Source organism: Pseudomonas sp. Sample_16, assembly GCF_004307665.1.
Lineage (GTDB): Bacteria > Pseudomonadota > Gammaproteobacteria > Pseudomonadales > Pseudomonadaceae > Aquipseudomonas.
Genome location: NZ_RCOB01000077.1, coordinates 11,486 through 30,721, shown reverse-complemented (window position 1 = coordinate 30,721; position 19,236 = coordinate 11,486). Strand labels below are relative to the sequence as shown.

Here is a 19,236-nt window from a genome sequence, read left to right as displayed (position 1 = left end):
CCCACGCGGAGCATGGGAACGATCATTTGCTAGACGGTAATCCGCCAGATCCCGAACGGCTGGTAGGCCGGGTCGATCCGCATGAATTGATATTTGCCATGCCAGGTCCAGCGATGGCCGTTCATCAGGTCCTCGCCCTGGGTACTGGCGTCGTCGGGCAGGCCCATTTCCCACAGCGGCAATTCAAAATTCGCCTCCTGGACGTTATGCGGATCAACGCTGACCGCTACCAGAATGAAATTGCTGCCATCGGCACTGCGCTTGCCGAAATACAAGATGTTGTCGTTCCAGGCGTTGTAGAGCTTCAGGCCCAAATGCGTCTGCAATGCCGGGTTCTGCCGGCGGATGCGGTTGAGCTGGGCGATTTCGGCAATGATGTTGCCTGGGGCGGTGAAATCCCGTGGGCGGATTTCGTATTTTTCGGAGTCGAGGTACTCCTCTTTGCCCGGCACCGGTGCCGATTCGCACAGTTCAAAACCGGAATACATGCCCCACAAGCCAGAACCCATGGTCGCCAGCACAGCACGGATGAGAAAACCGGGGCGCCCGGATTCATGCAGGAATGCCGGATTGATGTCCGGTGTGTTAACGAAGAAATTCGGCCGGTAGCATTCGCGCCAGGGCGATTCATTGAGTTCAGTGAAATATGTCGCCAGTTCGGTCTTGGTATTGCGCCAGGTGAAATAGGTATAGCTCTGGGAGTAACCGACCTTGCCCAGTCGGGCCATCATCGCCGGCGTGGTAAACGCTTCGGCAAGGAAGATCACCTCCGGATACAGCGCCCGCACATCGGCGATCAGCCATTGCCAGAACGGCAGCGGTTTGGTGTGCGGGTTGTCCACGCGAAAAATCTTTACCCCCTCCTCGACCCAGCCCAGGACGATGTCGCGCAATTCGATCCAGAGGCTGGGAATCGCATCAGCGGCATAGAAATCGACGTTGACGATGTCCTGGTATTTTTTCGGCGGGTTCTCGGCGTATTTGATCGTGCCGTCGGGCCGCCAGTTGAACCAGCCCGGATGCTGCTTGAGCCATGGGTGGTCCTGGGAACACTGAATGGCAAAGTCGAGGGCGATTTCCAGGCCGTGCTCTGCGGCAGCGGCGACCAGTCGCCGGAAATCCTCGCGGGTACCCAATTGCGAATGGATCGCCTCGTGCCCGCCTTCTTCACTGCCAATGGCATAGGGGCTGCCGGGATCGTCAGGTCCGGCGGTCAGGGAATTGTTCGGCCCTTTGCGAAAGCTGCGACCGATCGGATGGATCGGCGGGAAATACAGCACGTCAAAGCCCATGTCCTGAATCATTGGCAGACGTGAGTGCACGTCATTAAAAGTGCCGTGGCGATTACGATCGTCGGTGATCGAGCGCGGGAACAACTCATACCAACTGGCGAACTGTGCGAGCTCGCGCTCAACGTCTATCGGAAATTCAGCGCTCAGACTCAGGTAGGCACGATGATCGGCCTGAGCCATCAAGTCGGCGCTACGCTGGTGCAGAAACAATGCGACCTGCTCGGTTTCGAGCAGGCCCGACAATTCATGGTGCAACGCGGCGAGTTGTTCGCTCAGTTGCCCTTCACTGCGCTCGGCCGCTTGCTGGACGTACAGGCGCCCTTCCTGTAACTCCAGGCTGACCGGCACTGCGGCGGCGTGTTTTTTCTCCAGCTCGTAGCGAAAACTGGCGAACTGATCGATCCAGGCTTCGATGCAAAACACATAACGGCCCTGACTCGGCACCCGAAAGCTGCCTTGCCAGCCGTTATTGCCCAGATCGGCCATGACTTCGCTTTGCCAGGTGTCATCACTTTCGGCCCGCCAGCGCACACGCACCGCCAGTTTGTCGTGACCGTCGGCGAACACTTTGCTGGTGACCACCACGTCCTGGCCCTCTACGGCCTTGACCGCAAACTGGCCACCTTCGAGCGTCGGCATGGTGTTTTCAATGACAATGCGCGGCAGTAGCAGCGCTTGCGACAATGGCATGTGCGGGTTGTAGCTCAGTTCTGTCGGTTTTTCAGCCGTCATCGAGCATCTCTCCTTTACGCCCCATGGACGCTCAAGTGTCTGGTTGTCATCCCGTCGGGCCATCCGCCCGGCAATCAACTCACTTAGGTTCCGAGCAACCATCGCCGGGAAAAGTTCATCGGCATTTGGCCGGAATCAAATCCCTCAGTCGGTGGTCAGCAACTTAAGCACGACTCACGCCATGTGCCACTGGAGGCAGGAACGATGAACAATCCATTCCCGGCTGAAACACCCGATCCGAACATCGACAACCCGGTAATACCGCCGAGCGACCCGCAACCGGTGCCCGAGCAAGACCCACCCGGAACGAACCCTCCTCCAAGGGAAGAACCACCGACGACCATGCCACCTGTCATCGTTACACCGGAATAACGACCAATCGCCGTTTACCTGCAGGAGCGAGCCTGCTCGCGATGATTGTCAACAATGACGCGGGAAGCCTGATGCTCCGCGCAATACTCAGGACCAACGCGCCCAGGCTCGCTCCTTCCGTTAATTCTGTTGATCATTGTGGTCGTTGTTCTTCTCGAAGATTTTCACCACTCGGGGCATCGCGCTCAGAATCCCCAACGCCAGCAAAGTGCTGAGTACCGCCGTTGCTTCCCTCCCCAACCCGGCCGACACGCCAATGGCAGCGGTCATCCACAAACCGGCGGCGGTGGTCAGGCCTTTGACGTGACCTTCATCACCTTCCTCATTTTTCAGGATGGTGCCGGCGCAGAGAAAGCCGATCCCGGCGATCACACCCTGCATGACGCGGCTCATGGCATCGGCTTGCGAGCCGGACATCTGCGGCACCAGCACAAACAGCGCCGCACCGATGGCCACCAGCATGTGGGTACGAACGCCCGCTGCCTTGCCCTTGTGCTCACGTTCAAAACCGAGAATCCCGCCGAGCACCGCCGCCGTCACCAGGCGCACGGTAACGCGTGTCAGCTGTGACGCGTCGCCAATGTCGGCGAACTCCGCCTGCAGGGTCACCCAGACTTCATGCCACCAGGCATTCATGTTGTTTTTCCTTTTGAACGATCCATGGAGCATGGACCATGGCGACCATTAATCGGTTGCACAGAACGATATCCAGTGCAGACGCCCTAAAGTTTCAGTACTCGCAAAAAAACAGGGACATCGCCATGACCGTACGTATCGAAAACGAAACCTGCTTCTTTACCACTGAAAACGGCGAGGAAATTCGCCTGTGCCCCGATGTGACGATCGTCACGGACGGCGAAAAAGCCATGTCGGCGGTGGACATCGACGGTCAGCGCATTTACATCACTGAAGCCGAGGCTGATGCATTGACCGTAGCAGGTGCTGTCGATGGTCGCCGTCACTTGAAAGCCACGGACAGTGATTCGGTGATCTGACCGATCCTGTCGACTACAGCCGCAGGCGTCTGACAGGGGCGTTTGCGCCGCGCCTGGACGAGTGCTTCAACTTGTCGCAGGTCATTGCTCGTCCTTCATCTGATCTGCTTTTTATTGCAATACCTGAGTCTGTTATGCAAACAGATCGACGCTCATAGTGCGCCTGCCTGATGGAGGCTGATGAGCGAAAGACCATGAGCGAGAGAATCCCCGTCCGAACCGTTGAAACATTCGAACCTTCACGTGCAAAGATGAAGGTCAAATCCAGCGACAACCTGATTCACACACGCAGCTTCACCGGCCTTTTCCGCAACTTGCGCATAAGCGGTGCAGGACTGCTGTTCCTGTTGTTTTTCGGTACCGTATGGCTGAACTGGGGTGGACGTCAGGCGGTGCTATGGGATCTTGGCGAAAGCAAATTCCATATCTTCGGCGCCACGTTCTGGCCGCAGGACTTCATTCTGCTGTCGGCACTGCTGATCATCGCTGCGTTCGGTCTGTTCGCCATCACCGTATTCGCCGGCCGCGTTTGGTGCGGCTACACCTGTCCACAGAGTTCTTGGACGTGGATCTTCATGTGGTGCGAAAAAATCACCGAAGGCGAGCGCAATCAGCGCATCAAACTGCAAGCCGCGCCCTGGGGCTTGAACAAACTCATGCGTCGCTCAGCCAAGCACACCTTGTGGCTGGCCATCAGCCTGCTGACCGGCCTGACCTTCGTCGGCTACTTCACGCCGATCCGGCCGCTGGCCGAAGAACTGCTGACCCTGCAGATGAGCGGTGTCAGTTTGTTCTGGGTCGTATTCTTCACCGGCGCCACCTACATCAATGCCGGTTGGTTGCGTGAAGCGGTGTGCATGCACATGTGCCCGTATGCACGGTTCCAGAGCGTGATGTTCGACAAGGACACCCTGACCATTTCCTATGACGTCGCCCGGGGCGAAAATCGTGGCCCGCGCAAGCGTGAAGTCAAACCGGCCGAGGTCGGCCTGGGCGATTGCATCGATTGCCAGTTGTGCGTGCAGGTCTGCCCCACCGGCATCGACATCCGCGACGGCTTGCAAATGGAGTGCATCGGTTGCGCGGCGTGCATCGATGCCTGTGATTCGATCATGGACAAAATGGGCTACGCGCGCGGCTTGATCAGCTACACCTCCGAACGCCAGTTGCAGGGTGGCAAGACCCACTTGCTACGGCCACGGCTGATTGGCTACACCGCCGTGCTGTTGGTCATGATCGCGGCCTTGGTATTCGCCTTGATCGAGCGGCCTATGGTCTCGCTGGATGTCAGCAAGGACCGTGGCCTGTTCCGCGAGAACAGTCAGGGGCAGATCGAAAACATCTACAGCCTGAAAGTGATCAACAAAACCCAGCAGCGCCAGGATTACCAATTGACCCTCGTCAACGCTGACGGCTTCCAGTTGCAGGGCACGACCGACTTGAGCCTGGCACCCGGTGAAATTGTCGACGTGCCGGTCTCGGTGGTCATGACTGCCGAGCGGCCGACCAGCAGTTCGCAGAGCATCAGTTTCAAAATTGTCGACAGTGATGAACCGGGAATCTACAGCGTAGCGAAGAGCCGGTTTGTAGCGCCGATGAACCGTTGATCCTTTAAGATGCAGGCCTTTGTGGCGAGGGAGCTTGCTCCCGCTGGGGTGCGAAGCGCCCCCCAAAGAACTGGCGACTGCTGCGCAGCCGAGCGGGAGCATGCTCCCTCGCCACAGTTGATTGATTCGATCGCGGGATACCGATGAAACGCTACGAAAAATTCGCCGATGACATCGCTGAACTGATCCGCACCGGCGTCCTGGGTCCCGGCCAGCGCGTGCCGTCGGTGCGCTATGCGAGCCAGACCTACGGGGTCAGCCCGTCCACGGTGTTCCAGGCTTATTACCTGCTTGAGCGCCGTGGCTTGATTCGCGCCCGCCCGCGCTCCGGCTATTTCGTCAATGCCCACGCACCGCGGCCGTTTTCCGAGCCCGTGATCAGCAGCCAGGTCAACGAATCCACCGAGGTCGACGTCAGCGAACTGGTGTTCTCGGTCCTTGATTCGATCAAAGACCCGAACACCGTGCCATTTGGTTCGGCGTTCCCCAGCCCGACCCTGTTTCCGCTGCAACGCCTGTCGCGCTCGCTGGCCAGCGCCACCCGGGAAATGGACCCGCGCATGGTGGTCACCGACATGTCGCCGGGTAACCCGCAGCTACGCCGGCAGATTGCCCTGCGCTACATGGTTGGCGGACTGATGCTGCCCATGGAGGAACTGCTGATCACCAACGGTGCCCTCGAGGCGCTGAACCTGTGCCTGCAAGCGGTGACCCAGCCCGGCGACCTGGTGGCCATCGAAGCCCCGGCGTTCTACGCCTGCCTGCAAATACTGGAACGGTTGAAACTCAAAGCCGTGGAAATCCCGGTGCATCCGCGTGACGGCATCGATCTCGGGGTTTTGGCGCAAACCCTGGATCGATACCCGATCAAGGCTTGCTGGTGCATGACCAGTTTCCAGAACCCCATGGGCGCGACCATGCCTGAGGCCAAGAAACAACAACTGGTGCAATTGCTGCGCGGTCATCAGGTGCCACTGATAGAAGACGATGTGTATGCCGAGCTGTATTACGGTCAGCAGGCACCGAAACCCGCCAAGGCGTTCGATACCGAAGGCCTGGTGATGCATTGCGGCTCGTTCGCCAAAAGCCTTGCCCCCGGCTACCGCATCGGCTGGGTCGCTGCCGGCCGCTATGCGCAGAAAATCGAACGGCTGAAACTGATGACCTCGCTGTGTGCATCAATGCCAGCCCAGGCCGCCATTGCCGATTACCTGCAACACGGCGGCTACGACCGGCATCTGCGCAAATTGCGCCATGCGCTGGAAGATCAACAGAGCGCCATGCTGGCGGCCATTACACGCTATTTTCCCGCACAGACTCGTGTCAGCCAGCCAGCTGGCGGGTATTTTCTATGGCTGGAACTGCCGGCGCAGATGGATTCGTTGAAGTTGTTCCAGATGGCGTTGGCGCAAGGCATCAGCATTGCGCCGGGGCCGATCTTTTCGCCGGCGCAGCGGTTCAGGAACTGTATTCGATTGAATTATGGGAGCCCGTGGACCAAGGAATCGGAAAAGGCGATGGAGACGTTGGGGCGGATTGTGGGGTCGTTCTGATGGGTTGATGGTGTCTCGACTGACGCCATCGCCAGCAGGCTGGCGCCCACAATAGGGTGCAACACTCAACCCTGTGGGAGCCAGCCTGCTGGCGATGAGGCCAGTGCAATCAACTCAACTCTACGCTTAACGGCCACCGCCCAGATCGACGAACGTCCCCGTCGCATACGATGCCTTGTCCGACAACAACCACACAATCGCCTCGGCCACTTCATCCGGGCGCCCGCCCCTGGCCATGGGGATGGCCGACTCAAGTTTGCTGACCCGGTCCGGATCGCCGCTCAAGGCGTGAAAATCGGTGTAGATGTATCCGGGCCGAACCGCGTTGACGCGAATCCCCTCGCCTGCGACTTCCTTGGACAGGCCGACGGTGAAGGTGTCGAGTGCGCCCTTGGATGCCGCGTAGTCGACGTATTCATTAGGTGCGCCCAGACGGGCGGCGACCGAGGACACATTGACGATGCTGCCGCCTTGCCCGCCGTGTTTGGGCGACATGCGCAGGATGGCGTGCTTGGCGCACAGCATAGGGGCCAGAACGTTGGTCTTGAGGATTTTCAGGATGCGGAATTCGGACATTTCGTCGACCCGGGACTTTTGCCCGACGGTGCCAGCGTTGTTCACCAGCGCCGTAACCCGGCCCAGTTCGGTGTCCACTCGATTGAACAAGGCGATGACTTCGTCTTCGATGCTGACGTCTGCGCGAACCGCAATGGCTTGGGCACCGAGGGCACGAACCTGCTCCAGCACGCTCTGCGCAGCTTGTTCATCGGACTGATAGTTGATGCAGATCCGATAGCCTTGTTCGGCGGCCAACAGGGCGGTGGCGGCACCGATGCCACGACTGCCACCAGTGATGACGATGACTTTAACCATGCAGGCTTTCCCCATTTCAAGCGTAAGCGGTCGAGGGGAAGAATAACTGTCCTTCGCGGTTTTTGCATGAACCTGCTGCCAACCGATGTGCCGAGGGAGCTAGCGTCCGCTCTACTGCGCAGCATTCGCTGAACTGAGCGTTACCGAGGGCCGCTTCGCGACCCAGCGGGAGCAGCTCCCTCGCCACAGGTCAGGCGAGTTCCAATTGCTCCGCACGATGGATTTCAACCATGAAACGTTGCGCCGGCAACGGATGACCGAGCAGATAGCCTTGCAGCGAATCACAGCCGAGCTGGGTCAGGAAGTCCTGCTGCACACCGGTCTCCACGCCTTCGGCGACGATGCGCAAACCCAGTGCCTGACCGAGGGCGACAATCGCGGAAACGATCGCCGCGTCATCGCTGTCGCGCTCCAGGTCACGTACGAATCCGCGGTCGATTTTCAATTCATTGGCCGGCAGGCGCTTGAGGTACATCAAGCTCGAGTAACCGGTACCAAAGTCGTCGATGGACAGGTCGACACCCATGTCCGACAGTTCCTGCAACACCGTCATGCTCGCGTCGGCATCGCTCATGGCCGTGGTTTCGGTGATTTCCAGGGTCAGGCTGTTGGCCGGCAAATGGTGCGTGGCCAGCGCCTTGGCGACACTTTGCACCAGTCCGGCATGGCAGAACTGCAACGCGGAAAGGTTTACCGCGATACGCCAATCGGTGTAGCCCAGCACATACCACTCACGCATCTGCCGGCAGGCTTCGTTGAGTACCCATTCGCCAATGGGAATGATCAGGCCGGTCTTTTCCGCGAGTTCGATGAACTTGTCCGGCAGCAACATGCCCTGGGTCGGATGTTCCCAACGCAACAGCGCTTCGGCACCGACCGGCCGGCCGTTGCTGGCGTCGAACTTGGGTTGGTAATGCAAGCAGAATTGTTGATGCTCCACGGCATTGCGCAGGTCTTGCAACAATTGCAGTTGCTTGCGCGCGTTGCTGTTCATCGAAGCGTCAAAGAAGCTGTAACCGTTTTTACCCGCGCCTTTGGCGTGATACATCGCCGCGTCGGCGTTCATCAGCAATTCATGGGCACTCTGGCCATTACCCGGATACAGGGCGATGCCCACGCTGGCGGAGATCTGCAAATCATGTTCAGCGACGCGAAAAGCCCGGGAAATCAAGCTGACCTGACGTGCCGCCAGCCCCACCGCGTCGTTCGGTTCGGTCAACTGCACCAGCAACACGAACTCATCGCCACCGATTCGCGCCAGCGTGTCCTGGCTGCGCAGGTCTTCGCGCAGGCGCAGGCTGACTTCACGCAACAGCTGGTCGCCCATGTGATGACCGAACGCATCGTTGACCGGTTTGAAGCCGTCCAGATCGATGAACATCAGGGCAAAGCAACCGCCCTCGCCGTTGACCCGCGACATCGCCTGATCGATACGGTCGGCCAGCAAGACCCGGTTCGGCAGACCGGTCAGAGTGTCATGCAAAGCCAATTGTGTGAGTTCACGATTGGCCTCGGTCAGGGATTGGGCCAGGCTTGCGGTGCGGGCTTCCAGGCGGGCATCGAGAATCGAAGTCAGCAAGGCAATGCTCAGCACCGCCAGAGTAGTGATCAGTACGAGATTATCCAGGCCCTCGCCGTTAAGGCCATCGGTGGCCGCGCCACAGAAGCTGCCATCGGCAAACTGTGCAGCCGCCATACCGGTGTAATGCATGCCGACAATGGCAATCCCCATGATCACCGCCGCCCCGCCACGAATCAGCCGCACGTGAGGGGTGTTCCGACGCAAGTGGAAGGCAATCCACAACGCCGCACCGGACGCGGCGACCGCTATGAACAACGACGTACTGAACAGCGTCGGGTCGTAGTCGATTCCCGGCTGCATGCGCATGGCGGCCATGCCGGTGTAGTGCATCGCACTGATTCCCGCCCCCATCACCAGCGCACCGAACCCCAATTGCCACAGCGGCAATTGCGGCTGACTGACCAGCCACAGGGCGAAGCCGCTGGAGAGAATGCCGATCAGCAGCGAGAGCAACGTTATGGCGATGTCGTAGCCCAGATCGATGGGTAAATTGAAGGCCAGCATGCCGATGAAGTGCATCGACCAGATCCCCACGCCCATGGCAAACGCGCCCCCCGCCGTCCACAGGTGCACGGCCCGGCCCTTGGCCGTGGCGATACGGCCGGTCAGGTCGAGGGCGGTGTACGAGGCAAGAATGGCCACGCAAAGCGAAATGATGACCAGTGTGGGGGAGTAGCTACCGATGAGCATGGAAAGTTCTCGAAATCACCGCCGTATCGCTTCCATTCTCGGGGGCGCAAAAAGGGCGATTGTACTGATTCCAAATGAGAACGCACTCACAAAATTAGCAAAAGGCCATCAAGCCGATGAAACGCTTGTTTGATCCGAAGCCAGCGCTCTGAATCGGTGGATTCGAACGCTGGATTCGCCCCCGCCCCCCCTGCTGTTCCTACAGATTCTGCGGTGACACCTGCCCGTCCCAGCCGCCGCCCAGTGCAGCAATCAACTGCACGCTGGCGATCAAGCGGCTCTGCAACAAATCCAGGTTACTGCGCTCATTATTCAAGGCCGCCGCTTGCACCACGACCACATCGAGATAAGCGATCACACCGGCCTTGTACTGATTCTGGGTCAAGCGCAACGACTCGCGCGCGGCATCCAGCGCCTGTTGCCGCACGACGGCCTCATCCTGCAATACCTTGAGCTGGACCAGATAGTTTTCCACTTCACGAAAGCCATCGAGCACGGTCTGGCGGTACTTGGCCACGGTTTCGTCGTAGGCGGCTTCACTGCGGTCCACTTCAGCAGAGCGTTGCCCGCCATCGAACAACGTCATGGCCAGTTGCGGCCCCACCGACCAGAAGCGGTTCGGTACGCTGAACAGGTCTTTGGAGGTGCTACTGCTGTAGCCGCCATTCAGACTCAGGGTCAGGTCCGGGTAGTACGCCGCCTTCGCCACGCCGATGTTGGCATTGGCGGCGATCACCGAGCGCTCGGCCGAAGCAATGTCGGGGCGCCGTTCCAGCAGTTGCGAAGGCAGGCTCAGGGGTACCTCAGGCAGCGCCGGGATATTGGGGGTTTCTGCCAGGCTGAACTCTGCTGGCGGCAAGCCGACCAGCACGGCAATGGCATTTTCGAACTGGGCACGCTGCCAGATCAGATCGACCATGTCCGCTTCGGTACCCTTGAGCTGGGTCTGCGCCTGCGCCACCGCATCCTTGCCGGAAACACCGGCACGGTACTGGTTTTCGGTCATTTTAAGAGAGCGTCGATAAGCCTCGACCGTGGCTTCCAGCAGACGCTTTTGCTCGTCGATCACCCGCAATTGCAAATAGTTCTGCACCAGCTCCGATTGCTGGCTCAAGCGCATCGCCGCCAGGTCGGCAAAGCTCGCCTGGGCATTGGCCGTGTCGGCTTCGAGACCACGGCGCAGTTTGCCCCAGACATCCGCTTCCCAACTCACCCCGGCCTGAGCGGTGTAGGTGTCGCGAATACCGCTGGAAGAACTGGTCAGGCTGGAACTGCTGCTGCCGGTGCCCTGGCTGGAGCGGTTTTTGCCAAGGGTCAGGTCAACCGTTGGAAAAAACGCGCCCCGGGCGCTGCGCACCAATGCCTGGGCCTGGCGATACTGGGCTTCGGATTGCGCGACAGTCTGGTTGGAGCTGTTGAGTTTCTCGATCAGGCCATTGAGCTGCTGATCGCCATACAACTCCCACCACGCACCGCGAGCCAGGGAATCGCTCGGACTGGCCTGACGCCAGCCTGCCGCTTCCTTGTACTGCGCAGGTTCGGCGGTTTGCGGGCGCTGGTAATCCGGGCCGATGGCGCAGGCGCTGAGCAGGGCCGCGCACAGCGACAGGCCCAACAATCGCGAGCCTCGGGCGGTGATCAGCGGTGTAGCCAGGTTGAACAGCGAACGGTCAGTCATAGCGGAGTTTCCAGAGCAGCATCGGTACGCACCCCACGCCAGTGGTTGAAGCGATGGCGCAGTTTGTCGAGATAGAGGTAAACCACCGGGGTGGTGTAAAGGGTCAGCACCTGGCTGAAGATCAGCCCGCCGATAATGGTCAGGCCCAGCGGCTGACGCATTTCCGCGCCTTCGGCACGCCCCAGCAGCAACGGCAATGCACCGAGGATCGCGGCCAGCGTCGTCATCAGAATCGGCCGCAAACGTTGCAGGCAGGCGTTGCGAATCGACTCCAGCGGCGCCATGCCCTGATGCCGTTCCAGTTGCAGCGCCAGGTCGATCATCAGAATCGCGTTCTTTTTCACCACGCCGATCAGCAGGAACAGGCCCAGCAAGGAAATCAGGCTGAACTCGCCACCCAGCGCGTAAATCGACAGCAATGCGCCGACACCCGCCGACGGCAACGTGGAGAGAATCGTCAACGGGTGGATATAGCTTTCATACAGCACGCCAAGGACCAGATACACCGCCACCAGCGCGCCGAGGATCATCCACGGTTGGCTTTTCTGGGTGGCGGCAAAGGCATCGGCGGTACCGGCCATTTTCGCGATCACATCTTCAGGCAAACCCACCGAGGCAATTGCCCGCTCGATGGCGGCGCTGCCCTGCTCCACGGTTACGCCTTCGGCCATGTCGAAGGCGATGCTTTCCGAAGCGAACTGGCCTTCATGGCTGACCCGATCGTCTTCCAGGCTGTTTTCATAGCGAGCGATGGTCGACAGCGGGATCCGTGCGCCATCGGCGGTAATCACCTGCACCTGATTGAGGGTTATGGGATCCTGGGCGTATTTCGGGTTGACCTCCATCACGACCCGATATTGGTTCAGGCTGTCGTAGATGGTGGAAATCTGCCGCTGGCTGTAGGCGTTATTGAGCACCGCCGTGACCATGTCCATGTCCACACCCAGGCGCTTGGCCTGGTCACGATCGACAATCAACGTCACTTGCTGCGCACCCCGGCCTTCGCGGGCGTCAATCGCGGTCAGCTGCGGCAGCGCTTTAAGCGCGGTGACGACTTTCGGATACCACTCGCGCAGCGAGCCCAGATCGCCACTTTGCAGGATGTAGGAATACTGCGAAGAGGACTGCTCGCGGCCACCGCCGAATTGCAGATCCTGGTCGGCCATCAGCATCAGTTGTGCGCCGGGCACCTTGGGCATTTCCTTGCGCAGGCGTTCGATGACCTTTTGTGCGGAAATTCCGCGTTCCTTGATGGGCTTGAGGCGCACCAGCATGAAGGCGTTATTGGTGCCGTTCGAGCCCCCGATGAAGCCCGCCACGCTTTCGACCGCCTCGTCCTTCAACACCTCGCGGCGGAAAGTTTCCATTTTCGGCTGCATCACCGAGAACGAAAGGCCATCGTCGCCGCGCACGAAACCGATCAGCTGGCCGGTATCCTGCTGCGGCATAAATGTTTTTGGAACAACCACATACAACGCGATGTTCACGCCAATTGTCACAAACAGGCTAAGCAACGTCAGGCGTCGATGACGCAGCACCCAGTCCAGGCTGGTCGCGTATTTGCCGACCATCCACTCGTTCGCCCGCTGGCTCCAGCGTTGCAGACGGTTTTCCTGGCCCGGCGTGTGCGGCTTCAACCAACGCGCGCAGAGCATGGGCGTCAAGGTCAGGGAAACGATCAGCGACACCACAATCGACGCCGCCAGCGTGATGGAGAATTCGCGGAACAGGCTTTCGACAATCCCGCCCATGAACAGGATCGACAGGAACACCGCCACCAGCGACACGTTCATCGACAGCAAGGTGAAGCCGACTTCCTGCGCGCCCAGGTACGCCGCTTTCATGGGGCGAATGCCGGCGTCGATGTGCCGGGAAATGTTCTCCAGCACTACGATGGCATCGTCAACCACCAGGCCGGTGGCCAGAATCAGTGCCATCAACGACAGGTTGTTCAGGGAAAACCCGTACAGGTACATCACGGCAAACGTACCGACCAGCGACACCGGCACCGCCAGCGTCGGAATCAGCGAAGCGCGGAAATTGCCGAGAAACAGGAACACCACCAGAATCACCAGGGCCACGGCGATCAGCAGGGTCATTTCCGCTTCGTGCAGGGTGGCCTTGATCACCGGTGAACGGTCCATGGCCAGGTTCAGTTTGACACTGGCCGGCAGCACCGCCTGCAACGCCGGCAACTGGGCCTTGATCTCGTTGACCGTCTCGATGATGTTGGCGCCAGCCTGGCGGTTGATCACCAGCAGCACCGCCGCGTCATTATTGAAGAAACCGCTGTTGTAGCGGTCCTCGACGCCGTCGCTGACCTTGGCCACATCCTTCAGGCGCAAGGCTGCACCGTCCGCGTAGTGGATGATCAGCGATTCGTAATCCTTGGCCTTCTCCAATTGGTCGTTGGCCTGCACCTGCCAGAGGCGCTGGGCATCTTCCACCGAGCCCTTGGGCCGGCGTACGTTGGCCTCGGCGATGGTTTTACGTACATCGTCCAGCGCGACGCCGTACTGGTTGAGCGCCTGGGGTTCGAGTTCGATACGCACGGCCGGCAGGGAACTGCCGCCGATCTGCACTTCACCCACGCCCTGTACCTGGGACAGGCTCTGGGACAGGATGGTGGAAGCCAGGTCGTACAACTGGCCCTTTTCCAGTACATCAGAGGTCAGCGACAGCACCATGATCGGCGCCTGGGACGGGTTGACCTTCTTGTACGTCGGCATACTGCGCATGCCGCTGGGCAACAGATTGCGCGAAGCATTGATCGCCGCTTGCACTTCCCGCGCCGCGCCATTGATGTCGCGATCGAGATCGAATTGCAGGATCACCCGGGTCGAGCCCTGACTGGAGCGACTGCTCATGGTGTTGACCCCGGCGATGGCGCCGAAGGAACGCTCCAGCGGCGTGGCCACGGTCGACGCCATGACCTCCGGGCTCGCGCCAGGCAAACTGGCCTGAACCACGATCACCGGAAAGTCCATTTGCGGCAACGGCGACACGGGCAGAAGGCCGAAACTCACACCGCCCAGCAGCATGATCGCCAGGCTCAGCAACATGGTCGCCACCGGGCGCTTGATGAAAGGACCGGAGAGGTTCATGGCTGCTCTACCGCGTCCGCAGGCTCAGGCTTGCGCCCCCAGCGCCGACCGAGACGGTCGAAATACAGGTAGATCACCGGCGTGGTGAACAGCGTCAGAACCTGGCTCAGCAACAAACCACCCACCATCACCAGACCCAACGGCTGGCGCAGTTCTGCGCCGGAACCGGTGGCCAGCATCAACGGCACGGCACCAAACAACGCCGCCAACGTGGTCATCAGGATCGGCCGGAACCGCAACAGCGCCGCCTGATAAATCGCTGTCTGCGGGTCCATGCCCTGATTGCGTTCGGCATCGAGGGCAAAGTCGATCATCATGATCGCGTTCTTCTTGACGATACCGATCAGCAAAATGATGCCAATGATCGCGATCATCCCCAGGTCATTGCCGCTCAGGATCAACGCCAGCAAGGCGCCGACCGCCGCCGAGGGCAAGGTCGAGAGAATGGTGATCGGGTGGATGTAGCTCTCGTAAAGCACGCCCAGCACGATGTACATGGTCACCACCGCCGCCAGGATCAGCAGCAAAGTACTCGACAGCGAAGCCTGGAACGCCTCGGCAGCGCCCTGGAACTGGGTCTGCACACCGATCGGCATGCCGATGTCCTTTTGCACCTGCTCGATGATCTCGACCGCATGCCCCAACGCCACGCCGGGCGCGAGGTTGAACGACATCATCACCGCCGGGAACTGGCCAATGTGGGTAATCGCCAGTTGCGCCTGGCGCTCTTCGATGCGCGCCAGACTGGACAAGCGCACCTGCCCGCCATCGGTGGTCTTGACGTGGATCTGGTCCAGCGCCTGCGGGCCGATTTTCTCGCCGGATTGCGATTGCAGCACCACCCGATACTGGCTGGCCTGGGTGTAGATCGTGGAAATCTGCCGCTGACCGAAGGCGTCATACAGCGCATCGGTGATGTTCGACACCGACACGCCGAGCCGCGACGCCGCATCACGGTCGATCACCAGATAGACCTGCAAGCCCTTGTCCTGCAAATCGCTGGCGACATCAGTCAGTTCAGGCTGTTGTGCCAACGCCTCCACCAGACGCCCACTCCACAGGCTGAGCAGTTCGGAGTCCGGCGAGGACATGCTGAACTGGTACTGCGTGCGGCTGACCCGGTCCTCGATGGTCAGGTCCTGTACCGGCTGCATGAACAGGCGGATGCCCACCAGTTTGTCCAGTTCCGGTTGCAGGCGCGCAATCACCTCAGTGGCGCTCAGGTCGCGGTCACTGTGGGATTTGAGGTTGATCAGCAAGCGGCCACTGTTGAGTGTCGAGTTGTCGCCATCCACCCCGATGTAGGACGACAGGCTCTCGACCGCCGGATCCGCGAGGATGACCTTGGCCAGCGCTTGCTGACGCTCACTCATCGCCGCGAAGGAAATCGACTGCGGCGCCTCGGAAATGCCCTGGATCACCCCCGTGTCCTGCACCGGGAAAAAGCCCTTGGGCACCACCATGTACAGAAACACAGTCAGCGCCAAGGTACCGATGGCCACCATCAGCGTCAGCGGTTGGTGCTTGAGCACCCACTGCAACTTGCGCCCGTACGCCGCGATCATCCAGTCGATGAACGCGCCGCTGGTCCGGTAGAAACGACCCTGTTCCTGTTCCTTGGGCTCGCGCTTGAGCAGGCGCGCGCACATCATCGGCGTCAGGGTCAGGGACACCACAAGCGAAATCAGGATGGCGACCGCCAGGGTAATGGCGAACTCGCGGAACAGGCGCCCTACCACATCGGCCATGAACAGCAGCGGAATCAGTACGGCGATCAGCGACAGGGTCAGGGAAATCAGGGTGAAGCCGATCTGTTTTGCGCCCTTGAGCGCGGCGTTCAGTGGGCTGTCGCCCTCCTCGATAAACCGGGAAATGTTCTCCAGCATGACGATCGCATCGTCCACCACAAAACCGGTGGCGATGGTCAGGGCCATCAGGGTCAGGTTATTGACCGAGAACCCCGCCAGGTACATCACGCCGAAGGTGCCGATCAGCGACAGCGGCACGGCCACCGACGGAATGATCGTCGCACTGGCCCGGCGCAGGAACAGGAACGTGACCATGACCACCAACGCAATGGCGATCAGCAGTTCGTGTTGCACGTCCTTGACCGAGGCACGGATGGTCTGGGTGCGGTCGGTGAGCACAACCACATCGAGACCAGCCGGCAGGTTGTCGGTGATGCTCGGCAGCAAGGCCTTGATCCGGTCGACCACTTCGATGACGTTGGCTCCGGGCTGGCGCTGGATGTTCAACAACACCGCCTGGTTTTCGTTGGCCCACGCGGCCAGACGCTCGTTTTCGGCACCGTCGACGATTTCCGCCACGTCCTTGAGGCGCAGGGGCGCACCGTTGGCGTAAGCGAGGATCAGGTTGGCGTAGTCCTTGGGCGAGGTCAGTTGATCGTTTGCATCAAGCATCGACACCCGGGTCGGGCCGTCGAAGTTGCCCTTGGGCTGGTTGACGTTCGAGGCACCGATCAACGTGCGCACGTCGGACAGGTTCAGGCCGTTGGCGGCGAGCGCCTCGGGGTTGACCTTGATTCGCACGGCCTGACGCTGACCACCGGCAATGCTGACCATACCGACGCCGCTGATCTGGGCAATCTTTTGCGCCATGCGGGTGTCGACCAGGTCATTGAGCTTTGGCAACAGCATGGTTTTGGAGGTGATGGCCAGGGTCAGCACCGGCGTATCGGCCGGGTTGACCTTGTTGTACACCGGCGGCGCCGGCAGGTCCGAGGGCAGCAGATTGGTGGCGGCATTGATAGCCGCTTGCACCTGCTGCTCGGCCACGTCCATGTTGATGTCGAGGCTGAACCGCAAGGTCAGGACCGACGCACCGCCAGAACTGGTGGAGGCCATTTGCGTCAGACCGGGCATTTGCCCGAACTGGCGTTCAAGGGGCGCAGTCACGGCGCTGGTCATGACATCCGGGCTGGCGCCGGGATAGAGCGTCATGACCCGAATGGTCGGGTAGTCGACCTGGGGCAAGGCCGACACGGGCAGCAACCGATAGGCGATCACACCGGCCAGAATAATGGCCAGCATGCTCAGGGTCGTCGCTACCGGACGAAGGATGAACAGCCGCGAGAGATTCATGCGCCGTCCTTTTTCGCCTTGTCGGCTGGTGCCGGTTCAGTCGTGGTAGCCGCGGATTTGCCCTGTAGATGGCCGGCTGGGCTGGTCGGCACTTGCTGCGGATCGTTGACCACTTCCACATCGCTGCCGTCCTTCAAGCGATCAGTGCCTTCCAGCACCACACGATCACCGGCGGCCAGGCCTTCGGTGACCACGGTGTTCTCACCGTCGCTGGCACCGATCTTGAGTTGACGAATCTTGACCTTCTTGTCACCGTCCAGGGCATAGACGAACGTGCCATTGGTGCCGAACTGAATCGCCGCCGAAGGTGCGAGCACCACGCCTTTGAGGGTGTCGGCCAGCAGGCGCACATTGACGAACTGGTTGGGAAACAGCGCCTGGTCACGGTTGTCGTAACGCGCCTTGAATTTCAGGGTGCCGGTGGTGACATCGATCTGGTTGTCCAGGCTCTGCAACACGCCGGTGGCCTGCAATTTGGTGTCGCCGCGATCCCAGGCCTCGGCTGGCAATTTTGCGCCACTGCGATAGCGCGCCAGCACTACATCGAGGCTGTTCTCCGGCAAGGTGAATGCCACGCTGATCGGTTGTGTCTGGGTAATGATCGCCAGCGCCGTGGTGTCATTGGCCGCTACCAGGTTACCGACATCGAGCTGACGCAAACCGACGCGACCAGCGATGGGCGCACGGATCCGGGTGAATTCGAGATTGAGCTTGGCGTCGTTGACTGCCGCCTGATTGGTCTTGACCGTGCCCTGGTACTGGCCGACCAGTGCTTCGGCGGTGTCCAGGGTCTGCTTGGCGATGCTGTCTTCGCGATAAAGGCCGCGATAGCGCTCGACGTCGACCTGGGCGTTCTTCAGTTGCGCCTGATTCTGCAGCAAGGTGCCTTCGGCCTGGAGCAGCGCGTTCTGGTAAGGACGCGGATCAATCTCGGCCAGCAGATCGCCGGCCTTGACCATCTGCCCTTCCTCGAAATGGATCTTGACCAGCTCACCGCCCACGCGGCTGCGCACATTGATCGTGTTCAGCGCGGTGACCGTGCCCAGCGCCTTGTAATACAGCGGGAAGTCACCGGTGACCGCCGGCGCCACACGCACCGGAACGGGCCCGGACGCCCCGCCGAACCCCGGACGCATACCGCCCGAACGGCCTGTGTGTCCGGCCACGGCTTTCTGCCCCGCCCCCTCTTTGGGCGCAGTACTGCCGGGCCAGAATTTCCAGCACAGGCCAGCGATGACCAGCAGGACAAGCAGGCCGAACAGCCAGCGACGAGGACTACGGGAAGCAGAGGATTGCATTGAATGATCAACCATTGGGCGCGTGGGCTTGTTTTACATGAGGCTGAACGATAAGCACTGGCGGGTCTTAAGCAAAGCGCCTTTACCGGCAATTTACCTTCGGCTTACGTAACAGGAAATGTATCCAAGACACTGAAACACAAATGAAAACGGCCTGGACAGAGGGGTAATGCTATTCAGTTAAGGACGAACACTGCACCTGTGGCGAGGGAGCTTGCTCCCGCTGGAGCGCGAAGCGGCCCCAAAAAATGGGACTGCTACGCAGTCCAGCGGGACGGTGCGGCGCTCCGGCAAGCTCCCCCTCCACAGGTTACTGATTACTCGCTCTATCTCTTAACTGAACAGCATTGTTGAGATTA

At 60.2% G+C, this 19,236-nt stretch carries 12 protein-coding genes; 4 read left to right on the top strand and 8 right to left on the bottom strand.

Annotated features, from left to right (window positions below):
- Positions 1-29: 29 nt before the first annotated feature.
- The gene (locus D8U69_RS11965; protein ID WP_130907358.1) at positions 30-2,024 is read right to left on the bottom strand and encodes an alpha-1,4-glucan--maltose-1-phosphate maltosyltransferase; all 1,995 of its coding nucleotides are present in this window, start codon (positions 2,022-2,024) and stop codon (positions 30-32) included.
- Positions 2,025-2,228: 204 nt separating this feature from the next.
- On the opposite strand from D8U69_RS11965, the gene D8U69_RS29475 reads away from it, so the two are divergent.
- A complete protein-coding gene (locus D8U69_RS29475) occupies positions 2,229-2,396 on the top strand; it encodes a hypothetical protein (protein ID WP_177336591.1) in 168 nt (55 codons plus the stop codon).
- Positions 2,397-2,516: 120 nt separating this feature from the next.
- Here D8U69_RS29475 and D8U69_RS11960 read toward each other — a convergent pair whose 3' ends face one another.
- Complete coding sequence (locus D8U69_RS11960) at positions 2,517-3,032, bottom strand: MgtC/SapB family protein (RefSeq protein WP_056855490.1); 516 nt, start codon at positions 3,030-3,032, stop codon at positions 2,517-2,519.
- A 125-nt stretch (positions 3,033-3,157) separates the two neighbouring features.
- On the opposite strand from D8U69_RS11960, the gene D8U69_RS11955 reads away from it, so the two are divergent.
- The 3 genes from D8U69_RS11955 to mapR all read left to right on the top strand — a co-directional run bounded on the left by D8U69_RS11955 (position 3,158) and on the right by mapR (position 6,551).
- The gene (locus D8U69_RS11955) at positions 3,158-3,391 is read left to right on the top strand and encodes a DUF3203 family protein (RefSeq protein WP_056855491.1); all 234 of its coding nucleotides are present in this window, start codon (positions 3,158-3,160) and stop codon (positions 3,389-3,391) included.
- Between the two features lie 194 nt (positions 3,392-3,585).
- On the top strand, positions 3,586-4,998 hold the full coding sequence (gene ccoG, locus D8U69_RS11950; protein WP_130907357.1) for a cytochrome c oxidase accessory protein CcoG: 1,413 nt from the start codon (positions 3,586-3,588) through the stop codon (positions 4,996-4,998).
- 143 nt (positions 4,999-5,141) lie between these two features.
- Positions 5,142-6,551, top strand: coding sequence for a GntR family transcriptional regulator MpaR (mapR, locus tag D8U69_RS11945; RefSeq protein WP_130907356.1), 1,410 nt, complete (start codon positions 5,142-5,144; stop codon positions 6,549-6,551).
- Positions 6,552-6,677: 126 nt separating this feature from the next.
- Here the strand turns inward: mapR and D8U69_RS11940 are convergent, their stop codons facing one another.
- The 6 genes from D8U69_RS11940 to D8U69_RS11915 all read right to left on the bottom strand — a co-directional run bounded on the left by D8U69_RS11940 (position 6,678) and on the right by D8U69_RS11915 (position 18,892).
- Positions 6,678-7,424: an SDR family oxidoreductase gene (locus D8U69_RS11940; RefSeq protein ID WP_130907355.1), complete on the bottom strand. Its 747-nt coding sequence runs from the start codon at positions 7,422-7,424 to the stop codon at positions 6,678-6,680.
- Between the two features lie 190 nt (positions 7,425-7,614).
- Entirely contained in the window at positions 7,615-9,696 is a 2,082-nt protein-coding gene (locus tag D8U69_RS11935) for an EAL domain-containing protein (protein ID WP_056855494.1), read from the bottom strand.
- Between the two features lie 199 nt (positions 9,697-9,895).
- Positions 9,896-11,374 (bottom strand): efflux transporter outer membrane subunit, encoded by a 1,479-nt coding sequence (locus D8U69_RS11930; RefSeq protein ID WP_130907354.1) that lies wholly within the window; start codon positions 11,372-11,374, stop codon positions 9,896-9,898.
- The gene (locus D8U69_RS11925) at positions 11,371-14,478 is read right to left on the bottom strand and encodes an efflux RND transporter permease subunit (protein WP_130907353.1); all 3,108 of its coding nucleotides are present in this window, start codon (positions 14,476-14,478) and stop codon (positions 11,371-11,373) included. The genes D8U69_RS11930 and D8U69_RS11925 overlap by 4 nt, the downstream gene beginning before the upstream one ends.
- Positions 14,475-17,579, bottom strand: a complete 3,105-nt coding sequence (locus D8U69_RS11920) for an MdtB/MuxB family multidrug efflux RND transporter permease subunit (protein ID WP_130905639.1) — start codon at positions 17,577-17,579, stop codon at positions 14,475-14,477. Before D8U69_RS11920 ends, D8U69_RS11925 begins: the two co-directional genes overlap by 4 nt.
- The gene (locus D8U69_RS11915; protein WP_130905640.1) at positions 17,576-18,892 is read right to left on the bottom strand and encodes an MdtA/MuxA family multidrug efflux RND transporter periplasmic adaptor subunit; all 1,317 of its coding nucleotides are present in this window, start codon (positions 18,890-18,892) and stop codon (positions 17,576-17,578) included. Before D8U69_RS11915 ends, D8U69_RS11920 begins: the two co-directional genes overlap by 4 nt.
- Positions 18,893-19,236 lie beyond the last annotated feature (344 nt).